At 52.5% G+C, this 17,946-nt stretch carries 14 protein-coding genes and 1 pseudogene; 7 read left to right on the plus strand and 8 right to left on the minus strand.

Features of this window, described 5'->3' with window-relative positions; all coding sequences use genetic code 11:
- Nucleotides 1–87 precede the first annotated feature (87 nt).
- The 4 genes from EOS97_RS09640 to yidA all read right to left on the minus strand — a co-directional run bounded on the left by EOS97_RS09640 (nucleotide 88) and on the right by yidA (nucleotide 4,384).
- On the minus strand, nucleotides 88–1,215 hold the full coding sequence (locus tag EOS97_RS09640; RefSeq protein ID WP_001258173.1) for a DUF4056 domain-containing protein: 1,128 nt from the start codon (nucleotides 1,213–1,215) through the stop codon (nucleotides 88–90).
- The gene (locus EOS97_RS09645; RefSeq protein WP_001078025.1) at nucleotides 1,212–2,351 is read right to left on the minus strand and encodes a BamA/TamA family outer membrane protein; all 1,140 of its coding nucleotides are present in this window, start codon (nucleotides 2,349–2,351) and stop codon (nucleotides 1,212–1,214) included. Before EOS97_RS09645 ends, EOS97_RS09640 begins: the two co-directional genes overlap by 4 nt.
- Nucleotides 2,348–3,370, minus strand: a complete 1,023-nt coding sequence (locus tag EOS97_RS09650) for a hypothetical protein (protein ID WP_000747396.1) — start codon at nucleotides 3,368–3,370, stop codon at nucleotides 2,348–2,350. Before EOS97_RS09650 ends, EOS97_RS09645 begins: the two co-directional genes overlap by 4 nt.
- 201 nt (nucleotides 3,371–3,571) lie before the next feature.
- Nucleotides 3,572–4,384, minus strand: a complete 813-nt coding sequence (gene yidA, locus EOS97_RS09655; protein WP_000985571.1) for a sugar-phosphatase — start codon at nucleotides 4,382–4,384, stop codon at nucleotides 3,572–3,574.
- A 440-nt stretch (nucleotides 4,385–4,824) separates the two neighbouring features.
- On the opposite strand from yidA, the gene EOS97_RS09665 reads away from it, so the two are divergent.
- Nucleotides 4,825–5,523: a hypothetical protein gene (locus EOS97_RS09665; RefSeq protein ID WP_001805492.1), complete on the plus strand. Its 699-nt coding sequence runs from the start codon at nucleotides 4,825–4,827 to the stop codon at nucleotides 5,521–5,523.
- Between the two features lie 350 nt (nucleotides 5,524–5,873).
- On the opposite strand, the gene gyrB is transcribed toward EOS97_RS09665, so the two are convergent.
- The 4 genes from gyrB to dnaA form a co-directional block, all read right to left on the minus strand.
- The gene (gene gyrB, locus EOS97_RS09670; protein WP_000072047.1) at nucleotides 5,874–8,288 is read right to left on the minus strand and encodes a DNA topoisomerase (ATP-hydrolyzing) subunit B; all 2,415 of its coding nucleotides are present in this window, start codon (nucleotides 8,286–8,288) and stop codon (nucleotides 5,874–5,876) included.
- 28 nt (nucleotides 8,289–8,316) lie between these two features.
- Entirely contained in the window at nucleotides 8,317–9,390 is a 1,074-nt protein-coding gene (gene recF / locus EOS97_RS09675; protein WP_000059373.1) for a DNA replication/repair protein RecF, read from the minus strand.
- 197 nt (nucleotides 9,391–9,587) lie between these two features.
- A complete protein-coding gene (gene dnaN / locus EOS97_RS09680) occupies nucleotides 9,588–10,688 on the minus strand; it encodes a DNA polymerase III subunit beta (RefSeq protein ID WP_000673474.1) in 1,101 nt (366 codons plus the stop codon).
- Between the two features lie 4 nt (nucleotides 10,689–10,692).
- Entirely contained in the window at nucleotides 10,693–12,093 is a 1,401-nt protein-coding gene (gene dnaA / locus EOS97_RS09685; protein ID WP_000059093.1) for a chromosomal replication initiator protein DnaA, read from the minus strand.
- Between the two features lie 660 nt (nucleotides 12,094–12,753).
- On the opposite strand from dnaA, the gene rpmH reads away from it, so the two are divergent.
- The 6 genes and pseudogenes from rpmH (at nucleotide 12,754) to EOS97_RS09715 (ending at nucleotide 17,749) form a co-directional block, all read left to right on the plus strand.
- Nucleotides 12,754–12,894 (plus strand): 50S ribosomal protein L34, encoded by a 141-nt coding sequence (gene rpmH / locus EOS97_RS09690; protein ID WP_000831330.1) that lies wholly within the window; start codon nucleotides 12,754–12,756, stop codon nucleotides 12,892–12,894.
- Between the two features lie 16 nt (nucleotides 12,895–12,910).
- Nucleotides 12,911–13,270 (plus strand): ribonuclease P protein component, encoded by a 360-nt coding sequence (rnpA, locus tag EOS97_RS09695; RefSeq protein WP_000239725.1) that lies wholly within the window; start codon nucleotides 12,911–12,913, stop codon nucleotides 13,268–13,270.
- Nucleotides 13,234–13,491 carry a membrane protein insertion efficiency factor YidD gene (gene yidD, locus EOS97_RS09700; RefSeq protein ID WP_001307474.1) on the plus strand — a complete coding sequence of 86 codons (258 nt, stop codon included), beginning with the start codon at nucleotides 13,234–13,236 and terminating at the stop codon, nucleotides 13,489–13,491. Before rnpA ends, yidD begins: the two co-directional genes overlap by 37 nt.
- A gap of 2 nt (nucleotides 13,492–13,493) precedes the next feature.
- Nucleotides 13,494–15,140 (plus strand): membrane protein insertase YidC, encoded by a 1,647-nt coding sequence (gene yidC / locus EOS97_RS09705; protein WP_000378278.1) that lies wholly within the window; start codon nucleotides 13,494–13,496, stop codon nucleotides 15,138–15,140.
- A 140-nt stretch (nucleotides 15,141–15,280) separates the two neighbouring features.
- Nucleotides 15,281–16,645 carry a tRNA uridine-5-carboxymethylaminomethyl(34) synthesis GTPase MnmE gene (gene mnmE, locus EOS97_RS09710; protein ID WP_000019079.1) on the plus strand — a complete coding sequence of 455 codons (1,365 nt, stop codon included), beginning with the start codon at nucleotides 15,281–15,283 and terminating at the stop codon, nucleotides 16,643–16,645.
- Nucleotides 16,646–16,900: 255 nt separating this feature from the next.
- A pseudogene (locus tag EOS97_RS09715) lies at nucleotides 16,901–17,749 on the plus strand (tyrosine-type recombinase/integrase).
- Nucleotides 17,750–17,946 lie beyond the last annotated feature (197 nt).

Consider the following 17,946-nt stretch of genomic DNA (forward strand, 5'->3'; position numbering starts at 1 on the left):
AACGACGCGTTTCACATCACCAGTTATCAGGACATAAAACAGTACGCCGAGGGTATAAGAGGGAACTAGCCTACGGCTACTGCCTGTTTAATGATTCTGTGTTTTTTCGTCCTGTAGCCGTGCCTGCTCCGCCAGGGCGGCAAAATCTTTTTCGCTGTAATAGTGCGCGGGAGGCGGTAGCTGCGCCATATCCTCGCTGGGCCACAATTGTAGTTGCGCCAGCGTGCTAAGCTGGATACCGCGCCAGCGATGGGGCAAGCTCAGCGGCAATAGCGGCATTATCTCGCCAGGAATGGCGGTCGGCAGGCGGTCATCGCCCATCTGATAATTACGATGCAGCACCAGATATTTTTCCGGTACCCGCCGCTGGCTGTTCCACCAACGGCCATCAAGCATATCAAACTGAAAACGGGTGATCTGCGTCGGCTGCGCTGCCAGCTGCGTCAGCGCTTGCCGCAGCGCAGTTTCCATCGCCGTGTTGTACATCTCTTGCGTTTTCGTCTGGCCGCCGACAATTAAAGACGCCGCCAGACGGGCACCCGCGAGGTTAGAATAGAGATCTTCCGGCGAAAAGGCCGATACTCCCTCAGAAAATCCGCGAACAGACTCGAAACCGTACCATTGGGCGATTTCGTGCCACTCCGCCACCTGGAACGCCAGATGCGCCGACAGCCAGGCGGCCAGCGTGTAACGCTCGCGTGCATCGACCGGAGGGGTAAAAGCAGTAAAAACCAGACGCCGTTCGGCCAGCTCCTCGCCCAGATTCAGCGTAAAAGCCTGCCCCAGCTTTGGTAGTAGTTGGCTGAAGATATACACTGTCATATCAGCGGTATCCCGCACATGTGCGGTGTCGATGAATCCGCCACGCAAGGTATACACAATACCGTTATTCTCACCGCTAAGGCCAATCAGGTTTGCCACGCCCGAGTACAGATGGTCGTTGTACTGATGATGCCCCAGCGAGTCCACCGTCACGATGTTATTTAACTGATAGAACGGAACCGGCAGTCCCAGCAGCTCGGCATGCAGGTCGTAACCAAAAGCGCAACACGGCCGCAACCCCTTTGGCAGCGGCTGCGGCGGCATCGTCGGCCAGGCTTCACTGGCAGCAGGCATTGGGTGAGTGGACAGATAGAGCGACAGTGGTAAGGCGGCGCGGGCGCTCCCCGCCAGAAACAGCAGCGCCAGAAAGATAACCCGAACGACGGACCTCAAAATGCTTCTCCTACCTGAAAATAAAAACCGCTGCTAGCTTTGCCCACGCCGTAATCCAGCCGCACGTTGACGCGCGGCTTGAACTCAAAGCGATAGCCCACGCCCGCAGAAGGCAGCCATCGCCCGTCATCCAGATGGTGCAAAGACGATCCCATGGTGCCCGCGCCCACCCAACCGACAACGCCATGCCGCCAGCTCAGCTTATGGCGATATTCCAGCTGACCGCTGATAGCATTTTTATCGCGATAGCGCCCTTCATAATAGCCGCGCATACGATGGTTACTGCCCAGCAGCGGCAGCATATTCCACGGCACATCACCCTGAGTAAAAGCGCCGTCCGTTTCCCAGGCCAGCACATCTTTATCATTGAGGGCATGGTAACGACTATAGTGCAGTTGGTATTCATCAAACCGCGTATCGCTACCGACGTCCGGTGCGAAGTGGGTATAGCGAAGGGTGGCATACTGCCCTTTGCGTGGGTTAGGTATAAAATCACGATCATCCCAGCTAATCTCAACGCTACCGCCGTTACTCAGTGAAGAACAGCCCTGCGCTGTACTTTGAATTTTGGGCGGATCGGTCTCATCAATTTGCGCGGCGTGCTGTATATCCAGCGTCCAGCCAACGCCAAGATAGATATTGTTGACCAGCCGACGATACAGCATGGGTTGCAGATCCAGCACCTGCGCAGTATAGGCCTGCTTATGGCTGTCTTTATCACCGGCGGCAAAACCCTGTCCCCAATAGTAAGTGGGCGTGTCGCTCAATGCGCCAGTGAGGAAGAAACGCCAGCGATCTTGCGCGAAAAAAGCGTAATTTTGCAGGCTTACGCCAAAAGCGCCTGTGGAGCTGAAATAGCCGCTCAGCGACAGCGTGGATACCTGGCTAACCTTATCGGCAGGATCGGGGCGATACATACCGACGATAGCGGTGCCGATGCCCAGCCCCAGTTCAGGGGTATAAAATGGCCCGGGCATTACTCCCCAGTTGACGCCTTTGGCGGCATCGTAAGTATCGCTATCCCCCATTTGTTGTAGCCAGCCGTCCACCTGACTGCGGCTGGGCAGCGCCGCCTGCGCCACGCCGGACAGCACACCGGCGACGCAAAGCAACAGTCGGCAATGGCAGCGGTTCAAAAGCGGTACTCACCGGCCACAAAGAAGCTATTGCGCTCGGCAAAGCCAAACTCGGTGGTAACGTTGAAATGGCGGGTTATTTCATACTGAGCGCCCAGCAGCATGTTCCACGGTGATTGTAGATGCTGTTTGACGTCAAAGCGGCCGTTATTGTTATAGTTAGCCATACTCACCAGCCTTTGTAGCGTCGCTGACGGCATGGTCAGGTCGTCGAGGCTGCCTTTAAACTCCTGCTGCACATCCTGATACATGCTGCCGACCCAGACGTTTAGCTTGCCCGACGGCAGATGCATCTTATCTATACCCGGGGTGGTAAAACGGTAACCAACGCGAGGTGAGACGGTAAAGGCATCGATGCTGCCATCAAGGATATCGAACTGTGTCTGGGTGTAGTTAGCATCAACAGCGGTAAACCAGTTACCTACGCCGCCGACCAGCGTGGTGCCGATGCCATAGGTAGTGCCTTTAAAGTCGAGTTTAAACTTGAGGTTTTGCAGATCGGCGGGATGAAAAACGTGGCCATTTTTCGTCATCAACCCAACACCAATTTGCGAAATGGAATGACCATCGGTATAGCCCACCAGGCCGTACACATTCATAAATGGCAGCAGCCAGGCATCCAGCTTGACCGTTTCGGTCTTGCTCTTTTCACGGGTATGACCGACGTTAATTTTAAATGCGTTATCTAATGGAATTCCCCCGTTGGGACCTAAAGCCAGGCCATTAAAGTTGATGCTATCAACGTTAATATTCTGCCCAATATTCATGTAGTTAATATTGAGGCCAAATGGCTCGGGAAGCTCATAGCCACGCTTTCGGGCTTCATCACCCAGAAAAGGCAACACTGATGTACTGGCAGGCTTTGCCACCGGCGTTGTCGCGACTGGCGGTATGGCAGCAGATGGGACGTCATCCTGATAGCTATAAACAGGCGACAGGTTCGCCGGGGGGCTGGTAGCCGCCCAGGTAGAAAAAGCCATAGCGGGCAGCGCCAACAGCAAAAGGGAGCGTTTTTTCATAATGATGAAGCGTTTATTCTGGCGAGAAGCGCCGCCGGATCGAAAGGAGGAGGGAGAATATAGTAATCGTCGCCTGGTGGGCGGGATTTCTGTGCGAATTAATCTTTTGAAATAAAAAACTATTTTCTACAACGTCTTTGTTGCAACACATTAGCTTCATGAGTGGAACTATCGGCCCGACGGCGATCGGGCCGGAGTGAATCAGGACAGAACATGTTGTTCAATCGCCCAGGCAACACCATCTTCAAGGTTCGATTTAGTCACAAAGTTAGCCACCTCTTTGACCGACGGAATGGCGTTGTCCATTGCCACGCCCATACCGGCGTATTCGATCATCGCAATGTCGTTTTCCTGATCGCCAATCGCCATCACCTCCTCTGGCTTAATACCCAGCGCCTCGGCCAGTGATTTTACGCCGGTGCCTTTATTAACCCGTTTATCGAGGATTTCAAGGAAGTACGGCGCACTTTTCAGCACGGTGTACTTTTCCTTCACCTCTGCCGGTATACGCGCAATCGCCCGGTCGAGAACGGCAGGCTCATCGATCATCATAACTTTCAGGAACTGGGTGTTCGGGTCCATCTTCTCTGCTTCACAAAATACCAGCGGAATGGTCGCTACATACGACTCATGCACCGTGTAGTAGCTGATATCGCGGTTAGCGGTATAAAGCGTATTTCGGTCTAATGCGTGGAAGTGAGAACCCACCTCACGGGACAGTTTTTCCAGGTAACGGTAGTCATCATAGCTGAGCGCCGTTTGCGCAACCGTACTGCCGTCCCCTGCTTTCTGCACCAGCGCCCCGTTATAGGTGATGCAATAATCGCCGGGCTGTTCCATGTGAAGTTCTTTCAGGTAACTGTGCACACCCGCATACGGACGGCCTGTGGTCAGCACCACATTTACCCCTTTTTCACGCGCAGCGGCAATCGCGTTTTTAACCGCCGGAGAAATGGTGTGATCGGGCAGCAGAAGGGTGCCATCCATGTCGATAGCAATAAGTTTGATAGCCATGAAATCCCCGCATTAAATGAGTCCTGACTCATGCTAACGCGATTCCGCTCAAAAAACAGCAAAAGAGTCAGGGATAAAGGGGGATAAACTCTGGAAAAAGGATTCCTCTTTTGTCCGACATGATGAGGAGTTTAACGGTCTTTACAATGGTTGCTTCTATTGTGCATTGACCGATTTATCAGGCAATAACATATAGAAAAATAAAGGAGGTTATTGGGAAACTCACCGTCTATAGAAGAAAAAGAGACTGAGTGTCCCGTTAAACCATTTGAGGAATGAATAATTTGATGACAATTACCGTTGGTACTATCTGAAAAAAAATAAAAATAACACAGCTTTCGATTAAACGGCACACCGGTAAGAAAGCGCAGATAGAAAAAATAGCAATAAAATTAGCGGCGTGGTAATAATAACGAATATGACATGTAAGGAATACATTCATGAAAATAATTAAAATAATATCAGCCATTGCCATGAGTTATTTTTTAAGCGGTTGTATGACGTCATCTTTACTCGATACTATAAAAACGGAAAGCGCACCCACGACAGAAGTCTGGAAAACAGATGAAATAAAAAGTATCAAACCATCAACGACCACAAGCGGAGAGAAAACGTGGACATTTGTTGGTGAAGACAATAATTATCAACTTGATATAAAAGATGATAATATCAACACAACAACCAGAAATTTCGTCACTTTACTGAATAATCCTCATATCGATAAAAGAATTATCGAATTTTCCAAACAGCTTTACTGTTCTACCGATAGTAAAAAAGGGAACAAACAAAATGAGTTTCATTGCGTCCGCCCTTCAGATATTAGCTACAGCTATAAGTCTTTGACGGAAGAAGAAAAATCAAAAGTCAGAGAGGCATTTTATGTACATGAAAACGATCCTGGCAGTCCTTTTTATTTTACGTTAGCAGGAAAAATCCAACCCAAAGATGCCGATAATGAAAATGAAAATGAAATATTACTAAAATCTTCCCATAAAATAAATTTCACACGTGATAAGAAGCATTTCTCGGCTAAGGTTTTATTAATGCCATTCTCTATTATTGGCGATGTTGTCACTGCGCCCTTCCAGGCAATTGGCTATATTATTATCATGAATTCTTTACCGGCGATGCGCTACTAATAATAAAGAATGCCTGAATGTATTCAGGCATTCTATGTCAGCCTTACCTTGTCGGATGGCGGAGTAAATACTCTATCCAACCAGCAAAGTATCTTTAATGCTAAACAATGGAAAATACATCAAGGATATATTATGAACAAATTATTAGAAATATTAATTTTAACAATACTTGTAGTGGCTATAATTCTTTATATTGGATATGTCATTGTATTGCACTCACTACCCCCAATGCGTTACTAAATCTCAGACTGCTGACAAACCTTCCAGGCGCTGTTAAATGTTGGGATTCGCTCCCCTCAACCTACAGACTAAATCTCTCCCTTATATAAGGGAGAGATTACGCGGGAATATTAAATATCGATATTCGCCGCTTTCAGGGCGTTCTCTTCGATAAAGGCACGACGCGGCTCAACGGCATCACCCATCAGCGTGGTGAACAGCTGGTCGGCAGCAATCGCATCTTTGACGGTCACACGCAGCATACGGCGGCTTTCCGGGTCCATGGTGGTTTCCCACAGCTGATCCGGGTTCATTTCACCCAGACCTTTATAACGCTGGATAGCCAGACCGCGACGTGATTCTTTCACCAGCCACTCCAGCGCCTGCTCGAAGCTGGTTACCGGCTGGCGACGCTCGCCGCGTTCGATAAACGCGTCCTCTTCAATCAGACCGCGCAGCTTCTCGCCCAGCGTGCAGATACGACGATATTCCGCGCCGGTCACAAACTCGTGATCCAACGGATAATCGGTATCCACACCATGCGTACGCACGCGAACGATAGGCTCGAACAGATTCTGTTCCGTATTAGTATGAACATCGAACTTCCACTGACTGCCGTGCTGCTCTTTCTCATTCAGCTCGGTAATCAGCGCATTCACCCAGCGCGTTACAGTCTGCTCATCAGAAAGATCGGCTTCGGTCAGAGTTGGCTGATATACCAGCTCTTTGAGCAGCGCTTTCGGGAAGCGACGCTCCATACGACCAATCATTTTCTGCGTGGCGTTATATTCAGAGACCAGTTTTTCTAACGCTTCGCCGGATAGCGCCGGCGCATGAGCGTTCGCGTGCAGAGTCGCACCGTCAAGCGCGATGGAAATCTGGTACTGATCCATCGCTTCGTCGTCTTTAATGTACTGTTCCTGCTTGCCTTTCTTCACTTTGTACAGCGGCGGCTGGGCAATGTAGACGTGGCCGCGCTCGACGATTTCCGGCATCTGACGATAGAAGAAGGTCAACAGCAGCGTACGGATGTGCGAGCCGTCGACGTCCGCATCGGTCATGATGATGATGCTGTGATAACGCAGCTTGTCCGGGTTGTACTCGTCGCGACCGATACCGCAGCCCAGCGCGGTAATCAGCGTCGCCACTTCCTGAGAGGAGAGCATCTTGTCGAAGCGCGCTTTCTCGACGTTGAGGATTTTACCTTTCAGCGGCAGAATCGCCTGGTTCTTGCGGTTACGGCCCTGCTTCGCAGAGCCGCCCGCGGAGTCCCCTTCCACCAGGTACAGTTCGGACAGCGCCGGGTCGCGTTCCTGGCAGTCCGCCAGTTTGCCCGGCAGACCGGCTAAATCCAGCGCGCCTTTACGACGGGTCATTTCACGGGCGCGACGCGCCGCTTCACGCGCACGCGCGGCGTCGATAATTTTGCCGACGACGATTTTCGCGTCAGATGGGTTTTCCAGCAGGTATTCGCTCAGCAGTTCGTTCATCTGCTGTTCTACCGCCGATTTCACCTCGGAAGAGACCAGCTTATCTTTGGTCTGCGAGGAGAATTTCGGGTCCGGCACCTTCACGGAAACCACCGCAATCAGACCTTCACGGGCATCATCGCCGGTGGCGCTGACTTTAGCTTTTTTGCTGTAGCCTTCTTTGTCCATGTAGGCGTTCAGCGTACGGGTCATCGCCGCACGGAAGCCTGCCAGGTGGGTACCGCCGTCGCGCTGCGGAATGTTGTTGGTAAAGCAGTAGATGTTTTCCTGGAAACCGTCGTTCCACTGTAGCGCTACTTCCACACCGATACCGTCTTTTTCGGTGGAGAAGTAGAAGATATTCGGGTGGATCGGCGTTTTATTCTTGTTGAGATATTCAACAAACGCCTTGATGCCGCCTTCGTAGTGGAAATGATCTTCTTTACCATCGCGCTTGTCGCGCAGGCGGATGGAAACGCCAGAGTTCAGGAATGACAGTTCACGCAGGCGTTTCGCCAGGATCTCATATTCAAATTCAGTGACGTTGGTGAAGGTTTCGTGGCTCGGCCAGAAACGTACCATCGTGCCGGTTTTATCGGTATCGCCAGTGACGGCCAGGGGTGCCTGCGGCACGCCGTGCTCGTAGATCTGACGGTGAATTTTGCCATCTCGCTGGATAACCAGTTCCAGTTTTTGCGACAGAGCGTTGACTACCGAGACGCCCACGCCGTGCAGACCGCCGGAGACTTTATAGGAGTTATCGTCAAATTTACCGCCCGCGTGCAGAACGGTCATGATCACTTCCGCCGCCGAGACGCCTTCTTCCGGGTGAATACCGGTCGGAATGCCACGGCCATCATCCGTTACGGACACGGAGTTATCGGCGTGAATAGTCACGACGATATCTTTACAGTGACCCGCGAGCGCTTCGTCGATAGCGTTATCTACCACCTCGAATACCATGTGGTGCAGACCGGTGCCGTCATCCGTGTCGCCGATATACATACCCGGGCGCTTACGCACCGCATCCAGCCCTTTCAGGACTTTGATACTGGAGGAGTCATAAGAATTCGACATCAACGTTTCTCGCTCATTTAATCTTGGGTTAATCCGTTATTTTACCCTTTTCCACGGTAAACATCTTCGAATTTTCATCCGACATGTCTATAACGTGTTCAGCGCTAATTGCGCTGACAAAGACCTGCGATTGCGTGGCTTTTAAGCGGCTGGCCAGCAGTCCGCGACGCGCATCGTCAAGTTCAGAGGCAAAATCATCTATCAGGTACAGGCAGCGCCGCCCGCTTTCGCGGGTGAGGAACTCGCCCTGCGCCAGACGTAAGGCGCACATCAATAACTTTAGCTGCCCGCGCGACAGGGTATCTTCCACCGGCGCGCCGTCAGCGCGAATGCGAAAGTCCGCTTTATGCGGCCCGTGCGCGGTGTAGGTCAACATACGGTCACGCTCAAAGCTTCGCTCCAGCACGTCCGCATAGTCTGTCTCTTTCTCCCAGCCGCGCTGGAAAGAGAACGTCAGGGAAAATTCAGGTAAAAACTGCTGACAGGTATCCGCCATGTCCTGTGCGATAGCGCTACTGTACTCCGCCCGCCAGGTACTAATTTGTTCCGCCAACGGGATCAACTCTTTATCCCACGGGCGCAATTGCTCATAACGACTCACCTGGCGCAGCGCGGCATTACGCTGTTTCAGCAATCGTTTCAGGTTGCTCCAGGCGGTGAAGAATCCGGCTTCGTTGTGAAAGCATCCCCAGTCAAGGAACGCTCTTCTGTATTTGGGGCCGCCGTTGAGTAAAGTAAACCCCTCCGGCGTAATCAACTGCATCGGCATTAAATGCGCCAGCTCCGCGATCTTGTGACCGTCGGTACCATCGATACGGACTTTGCTGTCGCCCTGCTTATCTTTGGTTAAACCAATCGACGTCTCACGCTCTTCGCCCTGTAATCGCCCGTGAAGAACAAACGCTTCCTGCTCATGACGAATCACGCGGCCAGGCTGCAAACTGCGAAACGCCCGACCGTGGCCAAGCGTATAGATAGCTTCCAGCACGCTGGTTTTGCCGCTGCCGTTGGCGCCAACCAGGAAGTTAAAGCCGGGGGATAAAGCGAGATCCGCATTTTCTATGTTGCGGAAGTCTTTGATTAGCAGTCTGGATAGCGACATATCAACTCATAACCAGGGCGTTATCGGCGCAGTTAGTCTGGTTACGGCCAGCGCACAGCAACCGGAGCGTACTGGAGTACGTGAGGATTGCTCGCTGCGCTCGCCCTTCGGGCCGTCCATAAGACGTCCAAAATACTTCGTATTTTGTGCGAGCACTGCCCGGAGCCAGAATAACAAGTAAGATAGCCCGATATTCTTTACAAGCGCATTGGCATAACAACATAGGCAGCCGACTGTGACGCCGCATCCTCAATCTGTACGCTGGATACGGAATCCGTCAGCATAATGCGCACGGTTTCGCACTTCAGCGCATTGAGCACGTCCAGCACGTAACTGACGTTAAAGCCGATTTCCATCTCCGTCCCGCCGTAGCTCACGTCCAGAATCTCTTCCGCTTCTTCCTGTTCCGGGTTATTGGCGGTGATTTTGAGCTGATTCTCACTGACGTACAGACGCACGCCGCGGAATTTCTCATTCGAGAGGATTGCCGCGCGGGCAAACGCCTGCTTGAGGATATCGCAGCCCGCTTCCAGATGTTTATCCGGATTCTTCGGCAGAACGCGACGGTAATCCGGGAAGCGACCATCCACCAGCTTCGAGGTAAAGATAAAGTCGCCGACGTGCGCGCGGATATTATTACTGCCGATCTGCACGCGCAGCGGGTTTTCGCCGCCGTCGAGCATACGCATCAGTTCAATCACGCCTTTACGCGGCACAATCACCGAGTGGCTGGGTAAAGACGCTTCCAGCGGCATTGAGCACACCGCCAGGCGGTGGCCGTCGGTCGCGACAGTACGCAGTTCGCTACCTTCCGTTTCAAACAGCATACCGTTTAAGTAGTAGCGCACATCCTGATGGGCCATCGAAAACTGGGTCGCTTCAATCAGGCGCTTCATCGTGGCCTGCGGCAGCGTAAATTCAACTTCGCTTTGCCAGTCGTCAAGATTCGGGAAATCGGCGGCAGGCAGCGTAGACAGCGAGAAGCGGCTACGGCCAGAACGCACCAGCATCCGATCGCCTTCCAACTGAACGGCAATCTCCGCGCCCTCCGGCAGGCCGCGGCAGATATCAAAGAATTTCCGCGCCGGCACGGTAGTGGCGCCTGGCTCATGCGGCTGAGAAAGCGTAACGCGCGCGACCATCTCCATTTCAAGATCGGTGCCGGTCAGAGAAAGCGTACCGTCCGCTACCTGGAGGAGCAGGTTACCGAGAATCGGCAGCGTAGGACGACCGCCCAGCGGGCCGCTGACCTGCTGAAGCGGTTTTAATAAATGTTCACGTTCAACGGTAAATTTCATAGGATCACGACGACAATGTTCTGATTAAATTCGAAAAATCTTCTTTGATATCGTGGCTTTCTTCACGCAGTTGCTCAATTTTACGACAGGCATGAAGTACGGTAGTGTGGTCGCGCCCGCCAAACGCATCGCCGATTTCCGGCAGACTGTGGTTGGTGAGCTCTTTTGCCAGCGCCATAGCCATCTGGCGCGGACGTGCTACCGAGCGAGATCGACGCTTAGAAAGCAGATCCGCAATTTTGATTTTGTAATACTCGGCCACCGTCTTCTGAATATTGTCGATGGTGACCAGTTTTTCCTGCAACGCCAGTAAATCGCGCAGCGCTTCGCGCACAAAGTCGATAGTAATCGCCCGGCCGGTAAAGTTGGCATTGGCGATCACCCGGTTCAGCGCGCCTTCCAGTTCACGTACGTTAGAGCGTAGACGCTTGGCGATAAAGAACGCGACCTCGCCTGGCAGACGAATATCATTTTCGTCCGCTTTTTTCATCAGGATCGCCACGCGGGTTTCCAGCTCTGGTGGTTCGATCGCCACTGTTAGCCCCCAACCAAAGCGGGACTTGAGACGATCCTCAACGCCGTTGATCTCTTTCGGATAGCGATCCGACGTCAAAATGATCTGCTGATTGCCTTCCAGCAGAGCGTTAAAGGTGTGGAAAAACTCTTCCTGGGATCGTTCTTTATTGGCGAAGAATTGAATATCGTCGATCAGCAATGCGTCAACGGAGCGGTAGTAGCGTTTAAACTCTTCGATGGCGTTATTTTGCAGGGCTTTTACCATGTCCTGCACAAAGCGCTCGGAGTGCATATACACGACTTTCGCGTTGGGTTTGCGCGCCATAATGCCGTTACCCACCGCGTGCAGCAGGTGAGTTTTACCCAGACCGGTGCCGCCATAGAGGAATAACGGGTTATAAGCGCCGCCAGGATTATCCGCCACCTGACGTGCCGCCGCGCGCGCCAGTTGGTTGGATTTACCTTCGACGAAGTTATCAAATGTATGTTTTACATTGACGTTGGAGCGGTAGGTCGGCTCCGCCGGCGCTGGTACGTTATCCCAGCCCGAACGGGCCGCAGGCGCTACGCGCTGCGGCTGCGCCGTTGTTGTCTGCGCAGGCGCGACAACGTTATGCACAGGCGTTTTTAGCGTTTGCGTAACGGGCTTTGTTCCCACTTCAAAACGCAGTTGTGGGGCATCCGCGCCGCAGAATGTGTTGAGTAATCCATTGATATTGTTGAGGTACTTATCTCTTACCCAATCGAGCACAAAACGGTTTGGCGCATACAAAGCCAGCGTGTTATCGCTCAGTTCCGCCTGCAACGGGCGTATCCACATACTGAATTCTGTGGCTGGTAACTCATCCTGCAATCGGGCAAGACACTGCTGCCAAAGCGAAAGTGACACGGCGGACTCCACTCGAACAAAAGTCGATAAATGACAAAGGCTGATACATTAATGATTGTTGGCGCACGTCGATAAGACCCTGCATGAAGGGTGACGCACGAACCGCTGTCTGCGGTTTTCACGGATCTTTCAAACGATCGCGACTTCACGCAGTCTGAAAGATTTCGTGTTCATGCCTGACCAGGATCGTTTGAAACGATCAGGACCGCGGATCATAGCCTAAACTGAGCAAGAGATCTTCTGTTTCTCACAGATTCTTCCCTATTTATCCACAGGACTTTCCAGGAAAGGATAAGTGTAATCGATCCTGGGGAACTCCTGTACGCTTTCGCGCGCATATTGAAAAAATTAATAGGTAAAGGTGAGCAGACGCCTAAAAGATCGCATAAAGATCCAGGGCGATCCTTGCGCTTTACCTGGCAGTCCGTATAATTCTCCACCCGTCGCGCAATGCCCGTCATATGGCGTCAACGCTGCTTATTTTCCGCACAAAAAGGCGTGGAAAATCGCGGGAAAATAAGGAAAGAGAATTGACTCCGGAGTGTACAATTATTACAATCCGGCCTCTTTAATCACCCACACTGTGGCGTAAGTCGTTCAAAGTTTGTTCGGGTATACGCAAAAGTCAGTGAATTTATTCAAGTTTAGGTAGAAATCGCCATGAAACGCACTTTTCAACCGTCTGTACTGAAGCGCAACCGTTCTCACGGCTTCCGTGCTCGTATGGCTACTAAAAATGGTCGTCAGGTTCTGGCACGTCGTCGTGCTAAAGGCCGCGCTCGTCTGACCGTTTCCAAGTAATAAAGCTAACCCCTGAGTGGTTAAGCTCGCATTTCCCAGGGAGTTACGTTTGTTAACTCCCGCTCATTTCACATTCGTCTTCCAGCAACCTCAACGGGCTGGCACGCCGCAAATCACCATCCTCGGCCGCCTGAATTCGCTGGGGCATCCCCGTATCGGTCTTACCGTCGCCAAGAAAAATGTTCGACGTGCGCATGAACGCAACCGGATTAAACGTCTGACGCGTGAAAGCTTCCGTCTGCGCCAGCATGAACTTCCTGCAATGGATTTCGTGGTGGTGGCGAAAAAAGGGGTTGCCGACCTCGATAACCGTGCTCTCTCGGAAGCGTTGGAAAAATTATGGCGCCGCCACTGTCGCCTGGCTCGCGGGTCCTGATAGCCCTTATTCGGGTCTATCAACGCCTGATCAGTCCGCTGCTTGGGCCGCATTGTCGTTTCACGCCAACGTGCTCAAGCTACGGAATTGAGGCATTGCGCAGGTTTGGAGTGATAAAAGGCAGTTGGTTGACGGTGAAACGCGTATTAAAATGCCACCCTTTACACCCTGGTGGTGACGATCCCGTCCCGCCCGGACCATTTGATACCAGAGAACACTAACGATGGATTCGCAACGCAATCTTTTAGTCATCGCTTTGCTGTTCGTGTCTTTCATGATCTGGCAAGCCTGGGAGCAGGATAAAAATCCGCAACCTCAGACTCAACAGACCACGCAGACAACGACCACCGCAGCGGGTAGCGCCGCCGACCAGGGCGTACCAGCCAGTGGCCAGGGGAAAATGATTACGGTGAAAACCGATGTGCTTGATTTGACTATCAACACCCGTGGTGGTGATGTCGAGCAGGCCTTGCTCCCGGCTTACCCGAAAGAACTGGGTTCCAACGAACCGTTCCAGCTGCTGGAAACCACCCCGCAGTTTATCTATCAGGCGCAAAGCGGCCTGACAGGCCGCGACGGCCCGGATAACCCGGCGAACGGCCCGCGTCCGCTGTACAACGTCGAGAAAGATGCGTTTGTACTGGCCGACGGTCAGAACGAACTGCAGGTTCCGATGACTTATACTGACGCCGCAGGCAACACGTTTACCAAAACGTTTGTCTTTAAGCGTGGCGATTATGCGGTTAACGTGAACTATAGCGTGCAGAACACCGGCGAAAAACCGCTGGAAGTCTCCACCTTTGGTCAGTTAAAACAATCCGTCAACCTGCCTCCTCATCGCGATACCGGCAGCAGCAACTTTGCGCTGCATACGTTCCGCGGCGCAGCGTACTCCACGCCGGATGAGAAGTATGAGAAATACAAATTCGACACTATTGCCGATAACGAAAACCTCAACGTCAGCTCCAAAGGCGGTTGGGTGGCAATGTTGCAGCAGTATTTCGCTACCGCATGGATTCCGCGTAACGACGGCACCAACAATTTCTACACCGCCAATCTGGGTAACGGCATTGTCGCTATCGGCTATAAAGCGCAGCCGGTACTGGTACAGCCAGGCCAGACTGGCGCGATGACCAGCACCCTGTGGGTCGGCCCGGAAATTCAGGATAAAATGGCGGCTGTTGCACCGCACCTGGATTTGACCGTGGACTACGGCTGGTTGTGGTTCATCTCTCAGCCGCTGTTCAAGTTGCTGAAGTGGATCCACAGCTTTGTGGGCAACTGGGGCTTCTCCATTATCATCATTACCTTTATCGTTCGCGGTATCATGTACCCGCTGACCAAAGCGCAGTACACGTCAATGGCGAAGATGCGTATGCTGCAGCCGAAAATTCAGGCGATGCGCGAACGTCTTGGCGATGATAAACAGCGCCAAAGCCAGGAGATGATGGCCCTGTACAAAGCGGAGAAGGTTAACCCGCTGGGCGGCTGCTTCCCGCTGATCATCCAGATGCCTATCTTCCTGGCGTTGTACTACATGCTGATGGGTTCCATTGAACTGCGTCATGCGCCGTTCGCGCTGTGGATTCATGACCTGTCCGCACAGGACCCGTACTACATTCTGCCGATCCTGATGGGCGTAACGATGTTCTTCATTCAGAAGATGTCGCCGACCACCGTGACCGACCCGATGCAGCAGAAGATCATGACCTTTATGCCGGTCATCTTTACGGTGTTCTTCCTGTGGTTCCCGTCAGGTCTGGTGCTGTACTATATCGTCAGCAACCTGGTCACCATCATTCAGCAGCAGCTGATTTACCGTGGTCTGGAGAAGCGTGGCCTGCATAGCCGCGAGAAGAAAAAATCCTGATTCGGTGTAGGCCGGATAAGGCGAAGCCGCCATCCGGCAAGGCGCGCCGGTCAGCCTGATGGCGCTAACGCTTATCAGGCCTACAATCAAAAGGCGGTCATATGACCGCCTTTTTTATTGCAACAAAGTTGAGACTAACCATGAGCCATAACGACACTATCGTCGCCCAGGCAACCCCACCGGGACGCGGTGGCGTGGGTATCCTGCGTATCTCTGGTCTGAAGGCGCGTGACGTTGCGCAAGAGGTGCTGGGCAAGCTGCCGAAGCCGCGCTATGCCGACTACCTGCCGTTTAAAGACGTTGACGGCAGCGCGCTGGATCAGGGTATTGCGCTGTGGTTCCCCGGCCCAAACTCCTTCACCGGTGAAGATGTGCTGGAGCTACAAGGGCACGGCGGTCCGGTGATCCTGGACCTGCTGTTAAAACGTATCCTGACGCTTCCAGGCGTGCGCATTGCCCGACCGGGCGAGTTCTCCGAGCGAGCGTTCCTCAACGATAAGCTCGATTTAGCCCAGGCAGAAGCCATTGCCGACCTGATCGATGCCAGTTCCGAACAGGCGGCGCGTTCGGCGCTAAACTCGTTACAGGGGGCATTTTCCGCCCGCGTTAACCACCTTGTGGAAGCACTTACTCACCTGCGAATCTACGTCGAAGCGGCTATCGATTTTCCGGATGAGGAGATCGACTTTCTCTCTGACGGCAAAATTGAAGCGCAGCTCAATGGCGTCATCGCCGATCTTGACGCCGTGCGCACCGAAGCGCGCCAGGGCAGCCTGCTGCGCGAAGGGATGAAGGTAGTGATTGCCGGACGCCCGAATGCCGGGAAATCCAGCCTGCTGAATGCGCTGGCAGGCCGTGAAGCGGCCATTGTTACCGATATCGCCGGTACCACGCGCGACGTGTTGCGCGAGCATATTCATATCGACGGGATGCCGCTGCATATCATCGATACCGCCGGACTGCGCGACGCCAGCGACGAAGTTGAGCGTATCGGCATCGAACGCGCCTGGCAGGAGATTGAACAGGCCGATCGCGTGCTGTTTATGGTGGATGGCACCACGACGGACGCCGTTGACCCTGCCGACATCTGGCCGGACTTTATCGCCCGTCTGCCCAAAAATCTACCGATTACCGTGGTACGTAACAAGGCGGATATCACCGGCGAAACGTTGGGTATTAGTGAAGTAAACGGTCACTCACTGGTTCGCCTCTCGGCGCGTACCGGCGAAGGCGTCGACGTGTTGCGTAACCACCTCAAGCAGAGCATGGGGTTTGATACCAATATGGAAGGCGGCTTCCTGGCCCGCCGCCGTCACCTACAGGCGCTGGCGGAAGCCGCTGACCATCTTGAACAGGGCAAAGCGCAGCTATTAGGCGCATGGGCGGGGGAACTGCTGGCGGAAGAGTTGCGCCTGGCGCAGCAAAGCTTAAGCGAGATTACCGGCGAGTTTACCTCCGACGACCTGCTGGGACGGATTTTCTCCAGCTTCTGTATTGGTAAGTAAGTTTTAGTCCATCCTCGTCCGTGAACGTTCACTAACCCGCATTAACTGCCTGTTAACGCGGGTTTTTACTTTCCATACTCGTCCATAGTCGTGCGGGTTCATCCGCGATTTTTGTGTCCTGAATTGTCCCCATCTTTAAATCCCTCGTGTACCATTGTTTACTTTTTGATCTAAAAATTACATCAAATGAACACAAAAAACGGTATAAAAAACGCTCAAATATCCCTTCTCATGGACACGCTGTAGAGGTGAGATATGGCACTTTCAGATACCAAACTACGCACACTTGCTCCCAGAAACCGCCCCTGACAACTTGCCGATCATGACGGGTTGGTGATTGAAGTTCTTCCCACCGGACGAAAAATCTGGCGTTTCCGCTACCGCTTTGACAACAAATCGCAACAGATCACGCTGGGCGAATACCCAGCTTTCTCACTTGCAGAAGCGCGGCTTTGGCGTGAAAAGTGCCGATCAATGGTTGCCCATGACATCAATCCCGCGCAGAAAAAGCAGGAAGTAAAGCTTAAACAGAAAGACCCAACGACAGTCAAAACATTCGCCAAACGCTGGCTCTGCACCTGCTAATCATCTGCATGGTGCGTAAATCGGAGATGATTGAAGCGACATGGAGTGAAGTTAACTTCAACGCGCTGGAATGGCGTATCCCCGGCGAAAGAATGAAGATGGATAACCCGCATATTGTTCCGCTGTCAAAGCAGGCGCTGGCGATGTTCGAAGAGCTAAAATTTCTGGCCGGAGATTCTCCATACGTCTTCCCCAAACGACCACCGACGCCCGATCTCCAAAACAACGCTGAACTGCGCGGTGCGTACGCTGGATCTAAACGTCAGGGATTTTGTTATTTATGACTTCCGGCGTACTGCCAGCACTTTGCTCCATGAGCAGGGCTACAACTCCGACTGGGTAGAGAAATGCCTGGCGCATAAGATCGGCGGCGTTCGCGGCATCTACAACCGTGCGGAGTACCTGAATCAGCGCCGGGAGATGCTTCAGTCCTGGGCTGATTTTGTTGATGCGCAGATTGAGACTGGAAGGAAGGTTACCATTGGACAATTCGGGAAGTCTTACAATGTAACCGTATGAATAATATGGAAAATATAACAATAATAGTTTCTGATTAGAATATACTATCTAACCGGTTGAAAAAGATGCACTTCTCAACCATAATAACATCACTCTTTAGCGTTAGGCTTTGATTTATAGCCTTGTCGAGCGTTTCGCCAGACACTAACTTATTGAGTACTTTTAGGGTTGCGCTAGAAAGTTTTCTACCGATCCTA

The organism is Salmonella sp. SSDFZ54 (assembly GCF_004010735.1).
GTDB classification, from domain to species: Bacteria; Pseudomonadota; Gammaproteobacteria; order Enterobacterales; family Enterobacteriaceae; genus Salmonella; species Salmonella enterica.